General features: G+C 71.1%; 12 protein-coding genes and 1 pseudogene. 3 read left to right on the top strand and 10 right to left on the bottom strand.

Annotation, left to right across the window (positions count from 1 at the left end):
* A pseudogene (locus tag IEZ01_RS26050) lies at window positions 1-92 on the bottom strand (peroxiredoxin); the annotation flags it as partial.
* A gap of 77 nt (window positions 93-169) precedes the next feature.
* Here IEZ01_RS26050 and IEZ01_RS26045 point away from each other — a divergent pair.
* Window positions 170-1,159: a hydrogen peroxide-inducible genes activator gene (locus IEZ01_RS26045; RefSeq protein ID WP_229833231.1), complete on the top strand. Its 990-nt coding sequence runs from the start codon at window positions 170-172 to the stop codon at window positions 1,157-1,159.
* On the opposite strand, the gene IEZ01_RS26040 is transcribed toward IEZ01_RS26045, so the two are convergent.
* From IEZ01_RS26040 to IEZ01_RS26020, 5 genes are all read right to left on the bottom strand, one after another.
* Window positions 1,104-3,455, bottom strand: coding sequence for an FtsX-like permease family protein (locus IEZ01_RS26040; protein ID WP_189204063.1), 2,352 nt, complete (start codon window positions 3,453-3,455; stop codon window positions 1,104-1,106). The genes IEZ01_RS26045 and IEZ01_RS26040 overlap by 56 nt on opposite strands.
* Window positions 3,452-4,132 (bottom strand): ABC transporter ATP-binding protein, encoded by a 681-nt coding sequence (locus IEZ01_RS26035; protein ID WP_189204061.1) that lies wholly within the window; start codon window positions 4,130-4,132, stop codon window positions 3,452-3,454. The genes IEZ01_RS26040 and IEZ01_RS26035 overlap by 4 nt, the downstream gene beginning before the upstream one ends.
* The gene (locus IEZ01_RS26030; protein WP_028797916.1) at window positions 4,129-4,653 is read right to left on the bottom strand and encodes a PadR family transcriptional regulator; all 525 of its coding nucleotides are present in this window, start codon (window positions 4,651-4,653) and stop codon (window positions 4,129-4,131) included. The genes IEZ01_RS26035 and IEZ01_RS26030 overlap by 4 nt, the downstream gene beginning before the upstream one ends.
* 66 nt (window positions 4,654-4,719) lie before the next feature.
* Window positions 4,720-4,944 (bottom strand): type II toxin-antitoxin system antitoxin, encoded by a 225-nt coding sequence (locus IEZ01_RS26025; RefSeq protein WP_019889108.1) that lies wholly within the window; start codon window positions 4,942-4,944, stop codon window positions 4,720-4,722.
* Entirely contained in the window at window positions 4,941-5,894 is a 954-nt protein-coding gene (locus IEZ01_RS26020; protein ID WP_019889109.1) for an SPFH domain-containing protein, read from the bottom strand. The genes IEZ01_RS26025 and IEZ01_RS26020 overlap by 4 nt, the downstream gene beginning before the upstream one ends.
* 287 nt (window positions 5,895-6,181) lie before the next feature.
* Between IEZ01_RS26020 and IEZ01_RS26015 the strand changes: the two genes are divergently transcribed.
* Window positions 6,182-8,404 (top strand): transglycosylase domain-containing protein, encoded by a 2,223-nt coding sequence (locus IEZ01_RS26015; RefSeq protein ID WP_028797918.1) that lies wholly within the window; start codon window positions 6,182-6,184, stop codon window positions 8,402-8,404.
* Between the two features lie 116 nt (window positions 8,405-8,520).
* Here IEZ01_RS26015 and IEZ01_RS26010 read toward each other — a convergent pair whose 3' ends face one another.
* From IEZ01_RS26010 to IEZ01_RS26000, 3 genes are all read right to left on the bottom strand, one after another.
* The gene (locus IEZ01_RS26010) at window positions 8,521-10,413 is read right to left on the bottom strand and encodes a SpoIIE family protein phosphatase (RefSeq protein WP_019889111.1); all 1,893 of its coding nucleotides are present in this window, start codon (window positions 10,411-10,413) and stop codon (window positions 8,521-8,523) included.
* 233 nt (window positions 10,414-10,646) lie between these two features.
* Window positions 10,647-11,321: a cytidylyl-2-hydroxypropylphosphonate hydrolase gene (gene fomD / locus IEZ01_RS26005; RefSeq protein WP_019889112.1), complete on the bottom strand. Its 675-nt coding sequence runs from the start codon at window positions 11,319-11,321 to the stop codon at window positions 10,647-10,649.
* A 111-nt stretch (window positions 11,322-11,432) separates the two neighbouring features.
* The gene (locus tag IEZ01_RS26000; protein ID WP_373287669.1) at window positions 11,433-12,818 is read right to left on the bottom strand and encodes a class II fumarate hydratase; all 1,386 of its coding nucleotides are present in this window, start codon (window positions 12,816-12,818) and stop codon (window positions 11,433-11,435) included.
* A 115-nt stretch (window positions 12,819-12,933) separates the two neighbouring features.
* Here IEZ01_RS26000 and IEZ01_RS25995 point away from each other — a divergent pair, with 115 nt between their 5' ends.
* Complete coding sequence (locus IEZ01_RS25995; protein ID WP_189204057.1) at window positions 12,934-14,472, top strand: ricin-type beta-trefoil lectin domain protein; 1,539 nt, start codon at window positions 12,934-12,936, stop codon at window positions 14,470-14,472.
* A gap of 85 nt (window positions 14,473-14,557) precedes the next feature.
* Here IEZ01_RS25995 and IEZ01_RS25990 read toward each other — a convergent pair whose 3' ends face one another.
* Window positions 14,558-15,205, bottom strand: coding sequence for an HAD family acid phosphatase (locus IEZ01_RS25990; protein WP_019889117.1), 648 nt, complete (start codon window positions 15,203-15,205; stop codon window positions 14,558-14,560).
* Window positions 15,206-15,415: the final 210 nt, after the last annotated feature.

Here is a 15,415-nt window from a genome sequence, read left to right as displayed (position 1 = left end):
TTGTGGTTGATCTGCTCGAACTCCTTGCCGCTCTCCAGCGACACACAGGCGGTCAGGTCGTACGCGGGGAACTTGTCACCGACAGTGAACACGCGCTCTCCTTGCACGGCGTGCATTGATCAGTGAAACGGCTAGACTGCGTCGTGTTGATCGAAGGTGGTTATCAGTCGTGTCGTCACAGCGTGTGAAACAGCCCAGCCTGTCCCAGCTCAGAGCCTTTGTCTCGGTCGCGGACCATCTCCACTTCCGGGATGCCGCGGCCGCCATCGGGATGAGCCAGCCCGCCCTGTCGGGCGCGGTGTCGGCTCTCGAAGAGACACTCGGTGTCCAGCTGCTCGAGCGTACGACGCGCAAGGTGCTGCTCTCGACCGCCGGCGAGCGCCTCGCGGTGCGCGCCAAGGCGGTCCTCGACGCCGTGGGCGAGCTGATGGAGGAGGCCGAGGCGGCGCAGGCGCCCTTCACCGGGGTCCTGCGGCTCGGTGTGATCCCGACCGTCGCGCCGTATCTCCTGCCGACCGTGCTGCGGCTCGTCCATGACCGCTACCCCGAGCTCGACCTCCAGGTCCACGAGGAACAGACCTCCTCGCTGCTCGAAGGCCTCGGCGCCGGCCGGCTCGACCTGCTGCTGCTCGCCGTCCCCCTCGGCGTGCCCGGCGTCGTCGAACTTCCCCTCTTCGACGAGGACTTCGTCCTGGTCACCTCCGAGGGGCACGGTCTGGCCGGCCGCGCCGACATCCCCCGTGAGGCGCTGCGCGAGCTGAAGCTGCTGCTGCTCGACGAGGGGCACTGCCTGCGCGACCAGGCCCTCGACATCTGCCGGGAGGCCGGCCGGGACGGTGGCGCGCCGGTCACCACGACCGCCGCCGGTCTGTCGACGCTGGTGCAGCTGGTCGCGGGCGGCCTCGGGGTGACCCTGCTGCCGCGGACCGCGGTCAAGGTCGAGACCGCCCGCAACGACCAGCTGCTGACCGGCTTCTTCGCCGATCCGGCGCCCTCGCGCAGGATCGCCCTGTCGATGCGGACGGGCGCGGCGCGGGAGGCCGAGTTCGAGGAGTTCGCGGGCGCCCTGCGGGAGGCCCTCGTCGAACTGCCCGTACGCGTCCTCACTCCGTACGCAAGCCCTCCGGACGCATCATCCGCCACATCGGTGGCAGGCTGAGCAGGGTCACCACCGCGATCAGGGCCGCGCCGACCCCGACGACCGGCAGGAAGACCCACCAGTCCGTCACCTGCTTGCCGATCAGCCTCAGCAGGACGACGCCGAGCCCGAGCCCGCCGCCGGTCGCGAGCGCGAGGCCGAGCGTGATCGGGACGGCGGTCTGCCACAGCACCGACCAGCTCAGTGTGGTGCGGGGCGTGCCGAAGGCCACCTGGGCCGCCAGCAGCCGCCTGCGGTCGCGCAGTTGCTCCACCGAGCCGACCAGCAGGGAGACCGCGATCAGCGCCATCGTGGCCGACGCCGCGACGAAGATCCCGGTCCGTACGCTGCCGTACTGCGCGTCCCGTTCGAAGTTCTGCAGCGTGCGGACCCGCATCGTCGGATCGATCAGCGCCGCCGCGTTACGGACGTGCTCGGCGGCGTCCGGCACCCCCGGGTCGACCTGGATCATGGCCTGTGCGGCGGGTTCGTCGAGGCGCGTCACATCGATCGCGGACGGGGTGGCGAGGATCCCGAACTGCATGGCCCCCATCGGGTCCAGCCGCCCGTCGACCGTACGGGCCGAGGCGGGGATCCGCCACAGCACCGGGTCCTTGCCGGGGTGGTCGTAGTCCGGGCGCAGATTGACCTGGACGCCCGGCCGGGCGGTCTCGCGGACGTAGTCGTCGTCGGGGGCGTCCTCGCCGTGGCCCAGCGCGATGAAGACGTCGCCGTCCCGGCACGAGGGCAGGTGCGCCAGTTCCCGCAGCGAGCGGCAGTCGCCGACCGTCAGCTGGGTGGAGGACAGGAACCCCCGGTCCCCGGCCGGGGCTCCGACGCGTTCCGCGCCCGAGCTGATGATCCCGATGACTCCCTCGACGCCTTTGGCCGCCGAGAACCTCTCGATCATCTTCCGGGCCTCGGAGCCGTCGCGGGCCGTCATCCGCGTCTCCAGCTGGGCGCGCGCCGTGTCCATGTTGGTGGGACGCATGAAGTCGCTCTGGATGGAGTGGAAGAGCATCTGCAGGGCGATCGCGCCGGCCGCCGCGACGACGATGCCGCTGACCGCGCGGGCCGCCGTCCCGCTGTTCAACTGGAGCCTGCGGGTGGCCAGCTGCCAGGCGGTCGGCCCGCCCCGCAGCCGCTTGACCGCGGCCTCCACCAGCCAGGGCAGCAGCGTGGTCAGACCCGTCAGCGCCAGCACCGCCCCGGCCGCGACCTGGTACGTGGCGATCGACGTGTCGGAGACCGCGATCTGCCCGGCCAGCGGCAGCAGCAGCGCCAGGCCCACGGCGACCAGCGCGAGGCGCCACCACAGGCGGCGCGGGCGCGGGGTCGCCTCGCGGACCACACCGAGCGGTTCGATGGAGATGCCGCGCAGCGCGACGACCGTGACCACCACCGCGCACACCGGCACCACCAGCGCGATCAGCGCGATCAGCGCCAGGGACGGCACCACGTCGGAGGGGAAGAAGTTGAGGTTCCAGACGGTCGCCCAGCCCGTGACCTGGCGCAGCAGGACGAAGAACCCGGCCCCCGCGACGAGTCCGAGCAGCGCCCCGGCCAGCGCCTCACCGGCGGCGATCCGCCGGGTCATGGCGGTGTCCGCGCCGACCAGCCGCAGCGCGCCGAGCCGCTGGTCGCGCCGGTCACCGCCGAAGCGGACCGCGGTCGCGATGAAGACAAGGACGGGCAGCAGCAGGACCACGCAGGTGACGACCGTGATCAGGAGCAGGAAGCCGCCGAAGGGCCGTTCCCGCGAGGCGGAGTAGCCGAAGCTGTCGCCGCGGTCGGCGCCGGTGGCCGTGGAGAGGGTGGAGCTGCTGGCGTAGTAGAGGAGTTCGCGCGGGCCGATCAGGCCCGACTCGTCGATGGTCCCGGTGATCCGATAGGGGAAACGTTCCTTCAGGAGTGCGCCGCGGGGGGAGGCGAGCAGCTCGGCGAGGGCGGGGGAGACCACCATCTCGCCGGGCGCCGGCAGCTTCGCCACGCCCGGCGGCGCCGGGGCGTGCGTGCCCTCGGCGCGTACCACCACGCCCTGGACGGGGTCCCCGTGGAAGACGGTGCCCGGCTCGACGTAGAGGAACGAGCGGTCGGAGCGGGGGGCCGCCTCGCCGCCGGTGAAGATCGCGCGTGCGTCGGAGCGGTCGGCCCGGTTCTGGATCAGGTCCGGCACGGAGGCGGCGACCAGCAGCAGCGCCACGCCGAGCCCGACCCCTACGGCGGTCAGTGCGGTACGGATCCAGCCGCGGCGCCCGCCGGCCACCGCGAACCGCGCCCCGAGCGTCAGGTCACGGGCCCAGGTGCGGACGTTCATGCCACCCCTGCCAGGTCCCGGATCCGGCCGTCCCGTACGACGACCTCCCGGTCGGAGTAGGCGGCGACCCGCGCCTCGTGGGTGACCAGGACGACCGCGGCGGAGGTCTCCCGGGCCGCGTCGGTGAGCAGCGTCATCACCCGCTCGCCGTTGAGGGAGTCCAGCGCGCCGGTCGGCTCGTCCGCGAAGACCACGCGCGGGGCGGTGACCAGCGCGCGGGCGACCGCGACCCGCTGGCCCTGGCCGCCGGAGACCTCGCCCGGCCGGTGGCCGGCGACGTCCTCGACCTCCAGGCGTTCCAGCCAGCCGCGGGCCTTGGCCTCGGCGGCCTTGCGGCGCTCGCCGTTCAGCCGCAGCGGCAGCGCCACGTTCTCCAGGCAGCTGAGTTCGGGCACCAGCTGGCCGAACTGGAACACGAACCCGAAGTCCTGGCGGCGCAGGGCGCTGCGCGCGCTGTCGGACAGGGCGGTCAGCTCGCGCCCGTCGTAGCGGACGGTGCCCGCGTCCGGCCGGACGATGCCGGCGAGGCAGTGCAGCAGCGTGGACTTGCCGGAGCCGGAGGGCCCCATCACGGCGACGACCTCGCCCGCCCGGATCGAGAACCGTACGCCGGCCAGGGCGGGGGTCCGCCCGTACGTCTTGTCGAGCCCCTCGGCCGACAGCAGCGCGCCGCTCATGCGCCGATCTCCTCGGCGAGCCGGCCGAGCCGGGCGGCGGTCAGTTCCAGCCAGCGCAGATCGGCATCGAGATGGAACAGCGCGTGGTCGCAGATGAGCTGGTCGGCGAGGTCGCCGTCCTGCTTGCGCCGGGTCAGCTCCCGCATCAGCCGCAGGTGCTCGGTGCGCTGGGTGTCCAGGATGTCGGCGGCGCTGCGGTGGGTGAGCAGCGCGAGGACGACCTTGGTGTAGAGGGTCGACTGGAGGTACGGCTCCGGCTTCTCGGGCTGGGCGAGCCAGTCGGCGACATCGGTGACCCCGGCCTCGGTGATGGCGTACCGCTTGCGCTCCGGTCCGCCGCCCGGCTCGACCCCCTCGACCTCGACCAGCCCGTTCTTCAGCAGCCGCGACATCGTCGAGTAGACCTGGCCGTAATGCAGCGGCCGGTCGTGCCCGAATCTCTCGTCGAAGGCGCGTTTGAGGTCGTAGCCGTGGCGTGGGCCGGTTTCGAGGAGCCCGAGGAGGGTGTGACCGATTGACATGACGGCCACTGTACATGGGGTGTATACCTGCGATGTATACGCCCATTTCCAGCCAGGTGTGCCCGGCTACTCCGCGGGCGGCGGGGACTCCTTCGCGGGGCGACCCCGCCGGGGGATCGGGCGGGCGTCGTCCGGGAGGCGGCCGGCCTCGGCGAGGGCCCGGCGGAGCAGGAACTCGATCTGTGCGTTCGCGCTGCGCAGTTCGTCCGAGGCCCAGCGCGCCAGCGCGTCGTGGACTTTCGGGTCGAGTCGGAGCAGGACCTGTTTCCGCCGGGGGGCCTCGTTCGTCACTGGTACAGAGTGCCCGTGTTGACGACCGGCTGGGCGGCGCGGTCGCCGCAGAGCACCACGAGCAGGTTGGAGGCCATGGCCGCCTTCCGCTCCGGATCGAGCTCCACGATGTCCCGCTCGGCGAGCCGGTCGAGCGCCATCTCGACCATGCCGACCGCCCCGTCGACGATCTGCCGGCGGGCGGCGACGACCGCCCCGGCCTGCTGGCGCTGGAGCATCGCGGAGGCGATCTCGGGGGCGTACGCGAGGTGGCTGAAGCGCGCCTCGACGATCTGGACGCCGGCCGCCTCGACGCGGGCGGTCAGTTCCTCGGCGAGCTTCTCGGTGATCTCCTCGGCGTTGCCGCGCAGCGACAGGCCGTCCTCGTCGTGGGCGTCGTAGGGGTACTCCAGTGCGATGTGGCGGACCGCCGCCTCCGCCTGGGTGGCGACGAACTGGAGGAAGTCGTCGACCTCGAAGAGTGCCTGGGCGGTGTCCCGGACCTTCCAGACCACGATGGCGGCGAGCTCGATCGGGTTGCCGTAGGCGTCGTTGACCTTGAGGACGGTGGTCTCGTGGTTGCGTACCCGGGTCGAGACCTTGTTGCTGGAGGTCAGCGGGTTGACCCAGCGCAGGCCGTCGGTGCGGACCGTGCCGACGTACCGGCCGAAGAGCTGGATCACCCGCGCCTCGCCCGGCGCGACCATCTTCACCCCGGTCATGCAGAACACCGAGGTGAAGCAGGTGACCATGCCGAGGAGGACGAGGGCGACGCCGAGGCCGTAGCTGCCCCCCGCGCCGGCCACCACGCCGGTGATCGCGATGGCGACGCCGCCGAGGGCGCCGATGACGGTCAGCAGGAGGCCGAGGCCGCCGGGGATGGAGTGCGCCTCGGTCTCCCGGATCGCGGGCGCCGAAGAAATGTCCGTTATGCCGGTCCGATTGGCCGGTGTGGGCAGGGATGTGGTCATGGATGGAGCCCCCGTTCTGATGAGTGCTGTCATAGTGATAGCACATTTTCCGATGGCGGCAGAGGGCTCAAGCCCCTTGGTTCCATGGAGATTTGCCGCTCCAGGCAACCTTCTGGGGCCCCTGGTCGTCGGTTTCCCTGGGGGTGCGTGCTGATTGTCACCTCCGCATAAGTCGGATCTGTCCAGATCTGTCCTTAGAGGACGGTGTTAACTTCTTAGGCTGATCCGAAGGCATACGCCTGCATACGACCAGACGACGGCAGACGACGAGCGGGAGCAACGAAGCAATGGGCCGAGCGGAATCGCGACGGGCCCGGCAGCGTGGAACGCGCCGGGTGAAGAGCCGCGGGGGCATACGCCGCTTGTTCACCTGGAAGAAGGTGCTGGGCACCTTCTTCGTGCTCTGCCTGCTCGCGATGGGCGCGCTGTACGTCGTCTACCTGCTGGTCCCGGTCCCCGGTGCCAACATCGAGGCGACCATGCAGAGCAACGTCTACAAGTACAGCAACGGCAAGATCCTCGCCCGTACCGGCAAGATCAACCGTGAGATCGTCGGCCTGGAGAAGATCCCCAAGGAGGTCCAGGACGCCTTCGTCGCCGCCGAGAACAAGACCTTCTACAAGGACTCCGGCGTCGACATCATGGGCACCGCCCGCGGCGTCTTCAACACGGTCACCGGCAAGGGCAAGCAGGGTGGCTCCACCATCACCCAGCAGTACGTCAAGAATTACTACCTGGACCAGGACCAGACGGTCACCCGCAAGCTCAAGGAGCTGGTGATCTCCCTCAAGGTCGACCAGGAGAAGCAGAAGCCGGAGATCCTCGCCGGCTACCTCAACACCAGCTACTACGGCCGCGGCGCGTACGGCATCCAGGCCGCCGCCCAGGCCTACTACGGTGTCGACGCCCCCAAGCTCACCGTCGAACAGGGCGCCTACCTCGCCGCGCTGCTCCAGGCCCCCAGCCAGTACGACTGGACCACCGCCACCCCCACCAGCCGCGAACTGGTGACCGAACGGTGGAACTACGTCCTCAACAACATGGTCGAAGAGGGCTGGCTGGACAAGACCGAGCGCACGGGCATGAAGTTCCCCGTCCCGCACAAGCCGAAGGCGGCGCCGGGCATGGAGGGCCAGACCGGCTATCTGGTCGAGGCCGCCAACCAGGAGCTGATGCGGGCCGGTGTCTCCGAGAAGGACATCAAGGCCGGCGGCTGGACCATCACCACCAACATCGACGAGAAGCGGCAGAAGGACCTCGTCAAGGCCGTGGACGAGGAGCTGGAGGATAAGCTCGACCGCAAGGGCGACAAGTCCCACACGGTCGTCCAGGCCGGCGCGAGCTCCGTCGACCCGAGGACCGGAAGCGTCGTCGCCCTCTACGGCGGCGTCGGCGCCACCGAGCACTGGCTCTCCAACGCCACCCGGCGCGACTACCAGCCCGCCTCCACCTTCAAGCCGATCGTGCTCGCCTCCGCCCTGGAGAACGGCTCGGAGACCCAGGACGGCGAGAAGATCGGCCTCAACACGATCTACGACGGCACCAGCAAGCGCCCGGTCGAAGGCAGCGACACCGCCTTCGCCCCGGAGAACGAGGACGACCGCAGCTACGGCCCGATCACCGTCCAGAAGGCCACCAACAGCTCGGTCAATTCCGTCTACGCCCAGATGATCGTGGACGTCACCCCGGCCAAGGTGAAGAAGACCGCCCTCGACCTCGGCATGCGTGACGGCGAGGGCTGGCCGGAGAAGCCCGCCATGTCGCTGGGCACCATGGGCGCCTCCACACTGGACATGGCCGGCGCCTACGCCACCCTCGACAACCACGGCAAGAAGGTCACGCCGCGGGTCGTGAAGTCCGCCGAGCGCCGCGACCGTACGGTCGAACTGCCGGACCCCATCGGCGGCCAGGTCATCAGCCGCGAGGCGGCCGACACCACCACCTTCGCCATGACCGGCGTGGTCGAGGACGGTTCCGGCCGGCAGGCCGGGGGCGACTACGAGGCCGCGGGCAAGACCGGCACCTCGGAGAACAACCGCTCCGCCTGGTTCGTCGGCTACACCCCCGAACTCGTCACCGCCGTCGCCCTCTTCGGCGAGAAGCCCGACGGCACCGGCCAGGTCACCCTGACGGACACCGTCGACAAGGGCAAGCGCGCCAACGGCGGCGGCTTCCCGGCCCGGATCTGGGGCGCCTACACCACCGGCGCCCTCGACGGGGGCTCGGACGCGGAGTTCGACCTCGAGGTCGACGAGTCCGCCACCGCCAGGCCGAACCCGTCGCCGACCACGTCGCCGTCGAAGAGCGAGGAGAGCTCGCCGACCCCGTCGACGCCGACCCCCTCGCGCAGCCGCGAGCGGGAGAGCGAGTCGCCCGACCCGACACCGTCGAAGTCCCGGCCCGAGAAGCCCTCGAAGCCGCCGATCCCGACCAAGTCGCCGACGACACCGCCCATCGAGCCGCCCATCGAGCCCGACCCGGCGGACGGCGACCGCCCGTTGCGCTCGTAGCGTCCCGTACGGCATGAAGGCCGGACCCCGTCACGGGGTCCGGCCTTCATGCGTTCTTCCCTGCGCTACTCGCCGGGTGCCGCGACCCGGTCGCGTACGGCAAGCCCGTACGCGACCTACCGGGCCGCCAGCTCGAACCACACCACCTTGCCCGTCGACAGCCGGGTCGCCCCCCACCGCCGGGCCAGCCGGTTCACCAGGAAAAGCCCCCGCCCGCCCTCGTCCGTGTCCCGCGCCCGGCGCTGTCTGGGCAGCTGCGGGGAGTCGTCGCCGACCTCGCACCGCAGCACATCGGTCCGCAACAGCCGCAGCGTCACCGGCCGCTCCGCGTACCGCACGGCGTTCGTGACGACCTCGCTGATCAGCAGCTCCACCGAGTCGGTCAGATCCTCCAGGTCCCAGCGGGCCAGCGCCCGCCGTGCCAGCCGCCGCGCCCGACCGGGCGCCGCGTCCTCCGGCTCCAGGAACCAGTACGCCACATCGCTCGGCGCGATCCCGTCGAACCGGGCCGCGAGCAGCGCGATGTCGTCGTCCCGGTCCCCGGGCCCGAGCATGTCCAGCACGTCGTCGCAGAGCGCCTCCAGCGGAGGCGAATGGTCGGGGCCGGTCAGCTGGGCGGTGGCCGCCAGCCTCTCGCGCAGCTGCTCGATCCCGGTCCACACGTCACGCAGCCGCGACTCGACCAGACCGTCGGTGTACAGCAGCAGCGTCGCACCGGCCGGCGCGTCCAGCTCCACCGCCTCGAAGTCCACCCCGCCCACGCCGATCGGCGCGCCCGGCGGGACGCGCAGCACCTCGGCGCGGCCGCCCAGGTGGAGCAGTATCGGCGGCGGATGCCCGGCGTTGGCGATGGTGATCCGGTGCGAGACCGGGTCGTACACCGCGTACATGCACGTCGCCATCCGGTTCTCACCGAGCCGCTGCGCCTGCTCGTCCAGGTGGTGCAGCACCTCCTGCGGCGGCAGATCGAGACCGGCGAGGGTCTGCGCGGTGGTCCGCAGCTGGCCCATGATCGCGGCCGAGGTCATCGAGTGGCCCATCACGTCACCCACGACCAGCGCGACCCGGCTGCCCGGCAGCGGGATCGCGTCGTACCAGTCACCGCCCACCCGGGCCGTCTCGGCGGCCGGCAGGTAGCGGGAGGCGAGCCGCACCCCGGTCGGCTGCGGCAGCGAGTCCGGCAGCATCGTGCGCTGGAGCTCGTCGGCGATGTACGCCTCACGGCCGTACAGCACGGCCTTGTCGATGCCGAGCGCGGTGTGGGTCGCCAGCTGGGCGGCGACCAGCAGATCGTTGGGCTCGAAGGCGGGCCGGTCGGGGCGGCGCAGGAACACCGCGGCGCCGATGACCCGGCGCCGGCCGCGCAGCGGGGCGAGGATGGCGCGGTGGCCGGTGGGCACCACCCGGTCAGCGCCGAGCAGTTCGGGCAGCGCCGCGCGAGCCGCAGCCGAGTCGCCGAAGACCGGACGCACCCCGCGCAGCACCTCGGCGAGCGCCCCGCCCGCGCGGACCTCGCACAGCTCGGAAGCCGGGGTCAGATCGGTGTCGTCGAACACCGGCAGCGGCACGCCGAGCCCGCCCGCCAGCAGGTCGGGGTCGACATCCGCTAAGCGGAGCCGGTCGGTGCGGCGCAGCCGCAGCACGAACGGATCCACCGGCCGCTCGTCCCCCACCGGCAGCGGGTCGCGCAGATAGACCAGGATCGCGTCGGAGAACGTCGGCACGGTGGCCCGGCACAGCCCGAGCACGATCTCGTCCAGGTCTATCCCCCGCGCGATCCGCCGCGTGGCGGCCCCGACGAAACGCAGCCGGTCACCCTCGCGGCGCGCCACGCCGGCCGGGTCCTGCGGCGCCGGTCCGGCCGGCGCGGGCACAGCCGCCGCCGCGGGCGCGGCGGCGGGGGACGCGGCGGCGGGCGCGGGGCGCGCCTCCTGCCGCGGCCGGGTGCGTTCCTGCGGCCGTGCAGCGAGCGGCTGCCGGCCTTCGTGGGAGGTGGGATGCTCCGTCACGCGTGGAATTCCGTCCGTCCGGGCCGGTTGTGCGATGCAATCGCTTGGTCAGCCGATGCCGCGCCTTCGCGGAGGCTAAACCCCGGGGGTGAGAGTTCCGGGCACACATCCGGCACGGCTCTCCCCCTCGTGGATGATTGGCGGTCAGGTCCTGCTCTGTGCACAGCGGTTGATACGTCACGGCGTTGCGGAGGACGATCCTACGTTTGCACCCCGGGGGCGCATCAAGGGTCTCATGGTGCCGTGTGCGCCGGGGTGCGATCCCAGTCGGCGGGCAGCTCGGGCACGCTCCAGCGGGGGTCGGGGCGCCAGTTCTCCCAGCCGTCGGAGAAGGGCGCTCCCCACGCTCTGATCTGCGCGACAGCGTCCTGACCGGCCCGCCTCACCCGCTTCGCGCGGGCCGCGTCCATCAGCCCCACCCGCTGCGCCTGGGCGAATTCGTCCTCGTCGCGCCAGAGCCAGCTGCGGTCGGGATAGACGGAGATGTCGAGAAAATGGTCCTCGGAGTCGATGCCCCCGGACCACCGGATCCGTGGCTCCTCCAAGTTGACGTACCAGCTGCGGAACTCCCAGCCGCGGTCCCAGAACAGCCACACCGACCACGGATCGGCGGGCCGCGCCAGCTTGAGCACGCCCGTGCCGAACCAGCGCGCCCGGACTGTCGTGCGGGGCGCGGTGTACCGGGTGGCGAGCGGCTCGTCGTGCACCTGGGTGCCGTCGGCGAGCACCGGCTTGACGCATTCGGTGCCCGGGGCCATCCACACCGCGAGCAGGTCGTCGGTGTCCTGGACGACGGTGACCGGCCGGCAGATGTGGACCTGGGCCCGCTGGTCCGGGGCGTTGCCGCGATAGCGCCAGAGGATCTGCTCCCCGGGCGCCCAGCGCTGCGTACCTGCCGTTGCTGTCATGGGCAGATCTTAGGAGCACGATCCCCCGGTCGCTGCGATTCAGATCACGGATGCGACCGGGGGTCGGGTGGCTGACCGGCCGTTTTCGGTCAGAGTGCGGCCGGGGTGGTTTCAGGGGTGGGTCATCCGCAGCACGTCCAGGGCCTCGTCCAGCTGCTCGACCGTGAGAAGCCCCTGTTCGACGTAGCCGGAGTCGAGGACCACCTCGCGGATGGTCCTGCGCTCGACCAGCGACTTCTTGGCGACCTTGGCGGCCTCCTCGTAGCCGATGTACTTGTTCAGCGGGGTGACCACGGACGGTGACGACTCGGCGTATTCGCGGGCCCGCTCGGCGTTGGCGGTGATGCCGTCGACGGTACGGTCGGCCAGCAGGCGGGAGGCGTTGGCGAGCAACCGGATGGACTCAAGGAGGTTCTTGGCCATCACCGGCAGCATCACGTTGAGCTCGAAGTTCCCGGCGGCGCCGGCGGTGGCGACGGTGGTGTCGTTCCCGGTGACCTGGGCGGCCACCATGAGGACGGCTTCGGGGATCACCGGGTTGACCTTGCCGGGCATGATCGAGGAGCCGGGCTGGAGGTCGGGGAGGTTGATCTCGGCCAGTCCGGTGCGCGGGCCGGAGGCCATCCACCGCAGGTCGTTGGAGATCTTCGTGAGGCCGACGGCGATGGTGCGCAGCTGCCCGGAGGTCTCGACGAGCCCGTCGCGGGCGCCCTGGGCCTCGAAGTGGTCGCGGGCCTCGGTCAGGGGCAGTCCGGTGGCCCGGGCGACCTCGTCGATCACCGCGGCGGAGAATCCGGCCGGGGTGTTGATGCCGGTGCCCACCGCCGTACCGCCGAGAGGGAGTTCGGCGAGCCGGGGGAGCGAGGCGGTCAGCCGCTCGACGCCGTAGCGGACCTGGGCCGCGTAGCCGCCGAACTCCTGACCGAGCGTCACCGGTGTGGCGTCCATCAGATGTGTACGACCGGCCTTCACCACTCCCGAGAATTCGGCCGATTTCCGCTCCAGGGAAGCCGCGAGATGCTCCAGCGCCGGGATGAGGTCATGGGTCACCGCGGCGGTCGCGGCGATGTGGATGGAGGACGGGAAGACGTCGTTGGACGACTGGGAGGCGTTCACATGGTCGTTGGGGTGGACCTCCCGGCCCAGGCGCTCGGTGGCCAGGGTGGCCAGCACCTCGTTGGTGTTCATGTTCGAGGAGGTGCCGGAGCCGGTCTGGAAGACGTCCACCGGGAAGTGGTCGTCCCAGCGCCCGTCGGCGACCTCGGCCGCGGCGTCCGCGATCGCGGCGGCGATGTCCTTGTCCAGTACGCCGAGTTCGGCGTTGACCTTGGCGGCGGCCGCCTTGATCTGGGCCAGGGCTCTGATGTGGGCGCGCTCCAGGCGCTGCCCGGACACCGGGAAGTTCTCCACCGCCCGCTGGGTCTGGGCTCGCCATTTGGCGTGCGCGGGAACCCGCACCTCACCCATGGAGTCCCGCTCGGTCCGGTACCCGTTCATATCGCTCATCTTCCTCAACCTCCTGTAAAAGGTGAGCACTTGTCTTGTTCCGGCTATTCCCAAGCCACGTACCGGCCAGTAAAAACCGTGGGTAACCCCACATCCAGGAGGCGCAATGACGCGCACCAGGCACAGATACGCACTTCGTCGCACGGTCGCCGCCACGGCCGTGCTCGCCGCGGCACTTGGCGGGATCCTGACGACCGCTCCGGCCCAGGCGGCCGAAACCGCCCGGGCCGCCCGGGCCGCATCCGTCCCGCTGCCGCCCGAGCTGGAGGCGATGCGGGCCGCGGAGGCCACCAAGCTCTACGGCGACCCCTCCGAACGCCCGCTCACCGAGCGCAAGACCGGGCTGATCTCGCTCGGCGACAGCGAGATCTCCGGCGAGGGCGTCGGCACGTACGAGCCCCCGACCAACGGTCCCACCAACTGGTGCCACCGTTCGCCCGACGCGGCCATCCACCGCACCGGAATCCCCGCGGACGTCACCTACAACGTCTCCTGCTCCGGCGCCTACACCGGCAACATCCGGATCGGCGGCGCCAAGCAGTACGCCGACGAGCTCGTCCAGAGCGACAGCCTCGCCATCAAGGCCCGCAACACCCGGATCAAACTGGTGCTCCTGGTCGCGGGGGCCAACGACGACCTCCAGTTCGGCCCCGTCATGACCGACTGCGTGACCCGCTATCTGACCTTCCAGGGGCCCTGCGAGCCGAAGTACGCCCCCGGCTGGCAGGCCCGCGTCGACGGCCTCGTCCCCAAGGTCGAGCAGACCGTCCGCGACCTGCGGACCGTGATGCGCGACGCCGGGTACGCCGACGGCGACTACAAGATGGTCGTCATGGGCTACCCGAGCCCGATCGGCCCCGACTTCCGCGACAACCCCGGCTTCCCCGGCAAGATCGCCTGCGGCGGCCTCGGCTACGACTCCGACACGGTCTGGGGACGTAACACCGCCGTCCCCGCCTTCCAGGCCGGCATGCGCCAGGCGGCCCGCAACACCGGCGCCGTCTACCTCGACAACTCACGCCTCTTCCACGGCCACGAGGTCTGCATGGAGGACCCCTGGGCGCGCGGCCTCTACATCGATCTCTCCAAGCCCGGGACGCCGGACGAGAACTCCGTCCGCCAGTCCTTCCACCCCAACGCGCGCGGACACGCCGCCTTCGCGTCCTGCCTCACCCAGCTCTACACCTCGGGGCTGCGCGAGGCGAGCTGCGCCGACGTCGACTCGACGGGGAAGCCCACCCTCTTCCCGCACGCCTGGGACGACGTCTACCGGCCCCTGAAGAACGCGGCCACCGGCTCCTGCCTGGACGTCAACGCGGCCACCTCCGCCAACGGCACCGGCGTGCTCGGCTGGGACTGCCACGGCGGCCGCAACCAGGACTGGTGGTACGACCCCGCCCGCCGGACCCTGCACACCGAACTCACCCAGGACCGCTGCCTGGACGTACCCGCGGCGAAGTACCAGCCGGGCGCGGCGCTCGTCGTCTGGAACTGCTCGGGCGCGGCCAACCAGCGCTTCGTCCGGGAGTCGGGCACCCTGCGCCCCGCCGCCGCGACGCATCTGTGCGCGACGCTGGGCGCGGCGAAGGAGCCACTGCGGCTCCAGACCTGCGACGGCTCCGCGAACCAGCGGTTCGCCGCCTAGCCGCTCGTACGACGAAGGGCCCCGGCCACCGTGGGGAGGTGGTCGGGGCCCTTCGCCGATCAGCCGCTCACGGCCTTTCGGGGGGTCAGGAGAGCTTGCCGTAGTCCGGCAGCTTGAACGTGCGCTCGGCGTGGCCGCCGACGAGGTCGGAGGTGTTGTTGCCGATATTGGCGATGATCTTGTAGCCCTTGGCCTCGATCTGCGCGCGCTTCTCCGTCTTGTACGCGCTGACCTCGCCGAACAGGTCCGGCAGGGAGCGCACGTACAGACCGTCGACCGGGTAGCCGGCCTGCTTCAGGTTCCAGTCGGTCAGGGAGTAGATGATCCCCGGCCGTGCGGTGACGAAGAAGATCGCGACCCCGCGCTCGTGGGCGTCTCGGACCAGCTCGCGGACCTCGGGGATGGCCGGGGTCGGCAGCTCCCAGAACGGGTGGAAGTCCGTCTCCAGGGAGGAGTTGTCGATGTCGAGGACGATCGCCTGCTTCTCGCGGCCGGCGTCCTCGGAGCGCGCCTCGATGTACGGGCGGGCCTCGGCGACGACCGTCGCCACGTCACGGCGCCAGGTGCCGTAGTCGATGTCGTGGATGGCCGCGGCCGACGTCGAGTGGCTGTCCGGGTCGGCGGCGGAGGCGGCGGGGGCGGGTCCGACGACGAGGACGGCGGTCAGGGCGAGGGTGGCGGTGGCTCCGGCGGCGGTACGTCTGCGGAGGGGGATGGAAGGTATGACGGGCATGGGGGCTCCCGAGTGGTCGACCGGCTCAGTGGTTGACATGCTCGCGTTCAATACTGGCGGGTAGGCAACGGGGGGACTACCAGTCGGTAGCGACTTTCTGAGCGAAGATCGACAACGCCCCCCGGTCCGAAGGGGATGCTGTTGGCGAATTCGGGGGTTGGTTCTACTTCGCCCCGTCGAGCGTGAGCTCGGCGGGGCGAAGTGCTGCGA

Origin of the sequence: Streptomyces purpureus (assembly GCF_014648195.1) — a bacterium.
In the GTDB taxonomy this organism is placed as follows: domain Bacteria; phylum Actinomycetota; class Actinomycetes; order Streptomycetales; family Streptomycetaceae; genus Streptomyces; species Streptomyces purpureus.
Note: the sequence above shows the minus strand (reverse complement) of the source record. Positions and strands in the feature narration are given on the sequence as shown.